General features: G+C 71.0%; 8 protein-coding genes. 5 read left to right on the top strand and 3 right to left on the bottom strand.

The window, feature by feature from the left end; genetic code table 11:
* Positions 1 to 612, bottom strand: a 612-nt coding sequence (locus AC5LSR_RS21140) for a PhzF family phenazine biosynthesis protein (protein ID WP_493468886.1), incomplete at its 3' end; no start/stop codon positions are given.
* Positions 613 to 750: 138 nt separating this feature from the next.
* On the bottom strand, positions 751 to 2,118 hold the full coding sequence (locus tag AC5LSR_RS21135; protein WP_250289493.1) for a helix-turn-helix domain-containing protein: 1,368 nt from the start codon (positions 2,116 to 2,118) through the stop codon (positions 751 to 753).
* A 280-nt stretch (positions 2,119 to 2,398) separates the two neighbouring features.
* Between AC5LSR_RS21135 and AC5LSR_RS21130 the strand changes: the two genes are divergently transcribed.
* Both AC5LSR_RS21130 and AC5LSR_RS21125 read left to right on the top strand, forming a co-directional pair.
* Positions 2,399 to 2,632: a hypothetical protein gene (locus AC5LSR_RS21130; protein WP_493468885.1), complete on the top strand. Its 234-nt coding sequence runs from the start codon at positions 2,399 to 2,401 to the stop codon at positions 2,630 to 2,632.
* Positions 2,629 to 2,856, top strand: coding sequence for a hypothetical protein (locus tag AC5LSR_RS21125; RefSeq protein WP_250289497.1), 228 nt, complete (start codon positions 2,629 to 2,631; stop codon positions 2,854 to 2,856). The genes AC5LSR_RS21130 and AC5LSR_RS21125 overlap by 4 nt, the downstream gene beginning before the upstream one ends.
* 118 nt (positions 2,857 to 2,974) lie before the next feature.
* On the opposite strand, the gene AC5LSR_RS21120 is transcribed toward AC5LSR_RS21125, so the two are convergent.
* Positions 2,975 to 3,385, bottom strand: a complete 411-nt coding sequence (locus tag AC5LSR_RS21120) for a helix-turn-helix domain-containing protein (RefSeq protein WP_250289498.1) — start codon at positions 3,383 to 3,385, stop codon at positions 2,975 to 2,977.
* Positions 3,386 to 3,580: 195 nt separating this feature from the next.
* Between AC5LSR_RS21120 and AC5LSR_RS21115 the strand changes: the two genes are divergently transcribed.
* From AC5LSR_RS21115 to AC5LSR_RS21105, 3 genes are all read left to right on the top strand, one after another.
* Entirely contained in the window at positions 3,581 to 3,988 is a 408-nt protein-coding gene (locus AC5LSR_RS21115; RefSeq protein WP_250289520.1) for a plasmid replication, integration and excision activator, read from the top strand.
* A 38-nt stretch (positions 3,989 to 4,026) separates the two neighbouring features.
* Positions 4,027 to 4,302 (top strand): hypothetical protein, encoded by a 276-nt coding sequence (locus tag AC5LSR_RS21110; RefSeq protein WP_493468884.1) that lies wholly within the window; start codon positions 4,027 to 4,029, stop codon positions 4,300 to 4,302.
* A 123-nt stretch (positions 4,303 to 4,425) separates the two neighbouring features.
* The gene (locus AC5LSR_RS21105) at positions 4,426 to 5,943 is read left to right on the top strand and encodes an FtsK/SpoIIIE domain-containing protein (RefSeq protein WP_250289502.1); all 1,518 of its coding nucleotides are present in this window, start codon (positions 4,426 to 4,428) and stop codon (positions 5,941 to 5,943) included.
* Positions 5,944 to 6,042 lie beyond the last annotated feature (99 nt).

Genomic DNA, 6,042 nt, shown 5'->3' with positions numbered 1-6,042 from the left:
GGCGTGGATGACGGAGCCTTTGCCGTGGTGGAGGGTCAGGGGGCGGCCGAGGGCGGCGGCCAGGCGCATGGCGCCGGATCCGCAGGCTTCGTCTTCGGGGATGCCGACCCGGTCGGCGAAGGTCCGTACCCGGATGGTGCCGGCGTCTTCGTCTTCCCATGCCCATAGTTGGGTGAAGTCCTGGCCGGGGTGTAGCGGGCCGGTGAGGTCGTCGACCTGTTTGGGGTCGTCGAGGCGTTCATGCCACCACGGCGGGGTGGATGCCAGGGCGGCGCGTACCCACACGCCGTTGTCATCGGTCCAGGTCCGGGCGTCGCCTCCCTCGGTGCGGAGCACATCCTGTGGGGTGCCGTGGATGCGGCCGAGGAACCAGGCGGCGCCGACGGCGGGATGTCCGGCGAAGGGGATTTTTGTGCGGGGGGTGTAGATGCTGATCGTTGAGGTGGCGGTGTCGTCGATGAAGACGGTTTCGCTGTAGCCGAGACGGGCGGCGATCTCCTGACGGTGCGCGGGGTCGGGGACGATGGTGGCGGCGTCCTCGACGACTCCAAGGGGGTTGCCGTGGTTACCGGCCTGGTCGGTGAACACCCGGACGACCCGTACTGTGACCACCGCTGGTGTCTCCCCTCGGCTTCCCACCGCTTCCCGCTTCGGGGTCATCCTGCCCGTTGGGTGCGGGTTGTGTCAGGGGAATGAGCGGTTCGGGAGCGTGTCGGGAGCGGCCTTCTACGCCTGCCGCCGGTGTCGCGGTCAGAAGGCGACGATCTCGTGGCGGAGGTCGGCGGCGGTGGTCGAGGTGCGGTAGCGGGGGGCGTCGAGCAGGGCGGCGATGCGGTCCAGGCGGCGGCGGTGCCAGGACACCCGTTGCTGCGGGGGGATCGTCAGGACCGGTCGAAGGGCGTCGGTGACGCCGTCGATGTTGCCGCGGAGCAGGCGGGCGGTCGCCAGGTAGACATGAGCGAGGATTTCATCGGCAACGAACCGTTGGTCGGCGGGTCCGGTGGTGAACAGGGTGATGGCGGTGGTGATGGCCTGCTCGGCGTCCGCGGCGCCGGTGTTGTCGGGAAGCCAGATCAGGCTTCCACCGGCGTAGTAGTACTGCATGGCGCGGGGGAAGGTGAACAGCCCGGTTTCGATGTCGGATGGCGGGGTGTCGTGGTCGCTGGCGTCGGCTGCGGCGGCGAGTGCGGCGCGGGTGCCGGCGATGTCGCCGAGGTGGGCCAGGCATTGCGCTTCGCCGCTGACGATCCGGGCCAGGCCCGCGCCGGTGGGACGCAGCGCCATCCCGGCGTGGATGTACTGGAGGGCCTCGCGGTGCCGGTTCGCGAAACGCGCGATCAGGCTTTGGGTTCCCCGCGCCCATACCGCAAGGTCGGTGTGTCCGGCGAGGTCGGCGCACATCAGGGCGGTGCGGGCGTGGGTCATGGCCGGGCCGGGTTTGCCCAGGTCGATGGCGCCGTAGGCGAGAATCCCGGAGAGCTGTCCGGCGATCAGGTAGAGGTCGTGGATCTGCGCGGGCCGGCGGGCCTGGTCGAGGAGGGCCAGGACCCGGGTACGCGTGTCGATGGTGTCGGCAAGGACCGCTTCGGGGGGTCCGGCGATGTAGTCGAGGGAGAGTCGGGCGACGTCGTCGGCGAGCTGTTCGAGAACGAGTGGGTCGACGGTTGCCGCGCCGAGTCGTTCCAGGATGGCGGCGGACTGGCGGGCGGCGGCGGTGACCAGGGTGTCGGGGGCCATGTCGAGTCCGACGGCGGCCGGGATCGCGAGGGACACCGTCCGGCGGGTGGGCAGCGTTTCGGCGGTGGTGGTAGCCGGCGGGGCGTCTGGGCTGGTCTTGTCGCTTTCCAGGCCGAGACGGGCGCGGGGGATGTTCAGGCCGCTCGCGAACCGCTCGAAGACGGCCAGGGTCATGACCTGCCGTTTGCCGTTACGGATCTCGCTGATGTGGGACTGCGGCGTGCCACAGGCGGTAGCGATCTGCCCCTGGGTGGCACCGGTCCACTTCTGAAAAATCTTCAACACCGCGGCCATATCCCGCTGCTCCAGGGCGTGGACCATCTCGGGACGGTCCCACAGACCAGCGGGCGCGGCGGGAAGTTCCCGGTTACGCGATGTCATGGCTGCCTCCCGGGCGGGACAGGGGGACGCGGCGGGTTTCAGGCTGCGCACTGTCCGCCAGTGTAACCACCGGGTGTATACGGCCGGCGACCTTTTCAGCGCTCGTGTAGCTCGTAATCGTGGCCGGTGGCCGGTCCGCTCCGGGTGGGAGAGCGCTGCTTTCCGGGCGGGCTGGGCCGGTGTCCCAACAAGGGGAAAACGACCACGAGACGGGGTGCGGCCGGTGACGGCAACCACGACAGGCCCAGCGGACGACGGAAACGCGGAGGAACGGCCATCGGTGCTGTACGGGGTGGTGCGGTTCGAGCCCGGTGGGGAACGCCGGGTCCGCGATACGACGATCACGTTTGATTCGGCGGCGTCGGCGGAGGTGTTCGCGGTGGAAAGCGGCTGGCATGACTATCAGGTGACGCCGCTGTTCTTCTTCGTCGACCGTGTCACGGCGCCGGCGGCGGGCCGGCTGCTGCTGGGGGCGGCGTTGGCCCGGTCGGTGCGGCGGGCTGGCGGCCGATGACCGGCGGGGAACACGCCCGGGTCACGGCGCACGGGGACATCAACGCGATCACGATTTTTCCGGCGGATCGTCCGGTGGACGTGCTGCATGCCTGGGCGGCGCTGCCGGACGGGGTGGGGTTCGCCGACGCGTTCGGGGATGTGGAAGTGACGTTGGTGTTCCGTCCGCTCGGCGACCTGCTGCCGCCGGGGCAGCCCGGCGGGATGTCCGGCGCGCCGGATTGAGTGTGCGGACGGTCGGCGCCGTCCTGCGATAAGCGGTGGCGGCGGGGGTCGTGGTGGTGTGTGCAGGGGGTCAGAATCCCGCCGGGCGGCAATTGCCCGCCCCGGGATGCTGGCCCCTTTACCTGTGGGCGGCGTATGCGGTGACGAGGTCCTCGACCGTGGCCAGCCGACGGCCAAGGTCGGCAAGCTGTTGTTCGATGCGGCCGATACCGGCGAGGATTTCCCGTTCGATGGCCGGCGGCGCCGTGCCGGTCGGGCTGGTCCCGGCGGTCAGGACGCGGATCAGGTGGTCGTCGGGCCAGTTGAGGGCGCGGGCGATCGCGGTCAACGTCGTGTTCTGGACCCGGCGGCCGTGTGCGCCGTGCTGGATGCGGCGCAGGGTGGCCACCGACACCCCGGAGGCGTCCGCGAGCGCTTTCTGTCCGATCCGCTGCTGAGCCATCCGGTTGTTGACCGCGTCGGCGACCGCGTTCCAGTCCTCGTCGGGGCGGGGGCTGCGGGCGGTGTGCACCGGAACGCCGTTTGACATGTAGCAAAGGTAACCCGGGTGGCCGTGCCGGCGATACCGATCTTCCGGGGGATGCCGTCGATTATCCGATGGCTGTATACACCGGCTGGAAAGCGCTTGGCGAGCGCTTCGCGCGCCGTGCACTGTATGTCCTGCAACGACCGACGGCCGGCAGCGGCCGGCACGCTGACAAGGTGGGACGAGGTGACAACGGCGATGGCGGTACCGCAGCGGATTCCCGTGGCGTTCACGGACATGTTCCCGCACGGCGCCTATGTGCTCGGGGTGGAACCGGTCAACGACTTCGACAAGGCCAAGGCGGGGATAGCCGACGCGCAGGAACGGGACAAGGTCACCGGTGAGCTGGTGTGGGCGGTGCGGGTGATGGACGCCGACCCCAACGCCCGGGCCGGCTCGGCGGAGGTGAAGGTGAAGATCGCCGCTGGGGTGCGGCCGGTCCCGCCGGAGCCGCTGGCGGGGACCCCGTTTCGGCCGGTGGAGTTCGACGGGCTGACCCTGACCCCGTATGTGAACACGAACGGGCAGAAGCCCCGGCAGGGGTTCTCGTTCTGGGCGGCCGGGATACGGCCGGTACGCGCAGGTTCCGGGCGGGCGGCGGCATGACCGGGACACCAGCTACCCCGGACGCCGGTGGCGGGCGGGTGCCGGTCGGGTCGCACGGGCATATCGGCGTGCATGTCGGGTCGGGCTGGTCGGCGCGGTGCTTCACCTATCCGCACGAGCGGCCGATCCTCGCGGTCGATGCCGACCGCACCCACCTGTCCCTGTCCACGGCGGACGACGTGCTAACCGTCGATCATCTCGATTTCGCGCGGGCGCTGGTGCGGGCCGCCACCGACTATCTGCACGAATGCGAACGGCTGCTGACAGGCCGTACCGGCGACGATTCGACAGGCGATACCGCAACAGCGGCCTGAGCGCGTTTCTCCCGGGTACCGGGACGGCCGTCTGAGTCTTCTTTGCGCTCCGCCGGTTCCGGTCCGCCGGTTTCTCTTCCTTCCGTTTCTTTTTCGTTTGATGCAGGGTGGGTGTGATCTGTCATGGCCAGAATCAACGGCTCCCGGCCGTTTCCCGACCTGCCGACCCGGCATCCGAAAGTCGACGTACCCCTGTGGGTGGTGCTCGCCGGGCTGGCCGGGCGGATGTGCGCCCGGCTGGTGGTCTTCCTGATCCGGCATCCGGTGCTGGTGGGTCTGCTGCTGACAGTGCTGGTGATCCGGGAGCGCTACGGGGCGGCCGGGCTGGGCCTGGCGCTCCTCGCCGTCGCCGTGCTGGCGGTGGGGTGGCGGCTGGCGCACCGCCGGTCGTTCGCCTGGCTGGCCCGCTGGCTGCGGGGCCGGCTGCGCCTGCTCATGGTGTACCGGTGGCGGTGGCGGCCGGTGATGGTGCACACCGGGCTGGCAATCCGGATCCCGGTGTCCAACGGCGACCGGGTCGCCTTCGCCGAAACCTTCCCCCGCATCCGCACGATCCGCTCCGACCGGTGGGCGGATCGGCTGCGGGTCGAACTGCTCTACGGGCAGACCCCGCAGCAGTGGGCGGAGCAGGCCGAGGCGCTGCGGCAGGCGTTCCGCGCGCAGGCCTGCCGGATCCGCGCCGATCGGGTGGGGTACATCTGGGTGGAGTTCACCCACCGTGACCCGCTGGCCGGCCTCGTCCCCCCGGCCGATCTCGATGGTCCGGACGCGGACGGCGGAGACGGTGACGGTTGGGATGACGACGCTCCGGTGGACCTGGCCGGGATTCCAGTGGGCCGGCGGGAGGACGGCCAGCCCTGGCGGCTACCGGTACGCGGCGCGCATGTGCTGGTGGCCGGGGCCACCGGGGCGGGCAAGGGGTCGGTGCTCTGGGCGACGATCCGCGGGCTCGGCCCGGCGGTCCGCGCCGGCCTGGTCGAACTGTGGGTCGCCGACCCCAAGGGCGGGATGGAACTCGCGTTCGGCCGGGACATGTTCACCCGGTTCGCCACCGACACCGCCGGCATCGCCGACCTGCTCGACGACGCGGTATCGGTCATGCGCGGCCGGGCCGGACGGCTCCGCGGGGTGACCCGGCTGCACGTCCCGACCACCGACGAACCGCTGATCGTCGTGATCGTCGACGAGCTCGCCGCGCTCACCGCCTACGTCACCGACCGGGAGCTCAAGCGGCGGCTGGCCGCCTCGCTGCCGCTGCTGCTGTCGCAGGGCCGGGCACCCGGGGTGGTGGTGATCGGGGCGGTGCAGGACCCGCGGAAAGAGGTGCTGCCGTTCCGGGACCTGTTCCCGGTCCGGGTCGCGTTGCGGTTGACCGAACCCGACCAAGTCGATCTCGTGCTGGGCGACGGTGCCCGGGATCGCGGGGCACGGGCGGAGGAGATTCCCGACGGGCTGCCCGGGGTCGGCTATGTGCTGGCCGACGGGCAGGCCGACCCGGTGCGGGTGCGGGCCGCCTGGATCGACGACGCCGAGATCGGCCGGATGGCGCACCGCTACCGGCCACCGGTCGCCGGTCAGGTCGTTGGCCTCGACGCTCCCGGCACGGGCTGGACCCCGGACGTCGACGGCTGGGCGGCATGACCGGACCGGACGGCTACGCCCCGGTGTACGTGCTGCCGGTCTGCTCCTGGTGCCGGCACCTGTGGGCGGCACACCGGGCCGATACCGGCTGCCGGGCGC

This window comes from Protofrankia sp. CiP1_Cm_nod4, from assembly GCF_982290645.1.
This window is presented reverse-complemented; position numbering and strand designations above follow the sequence as displayed.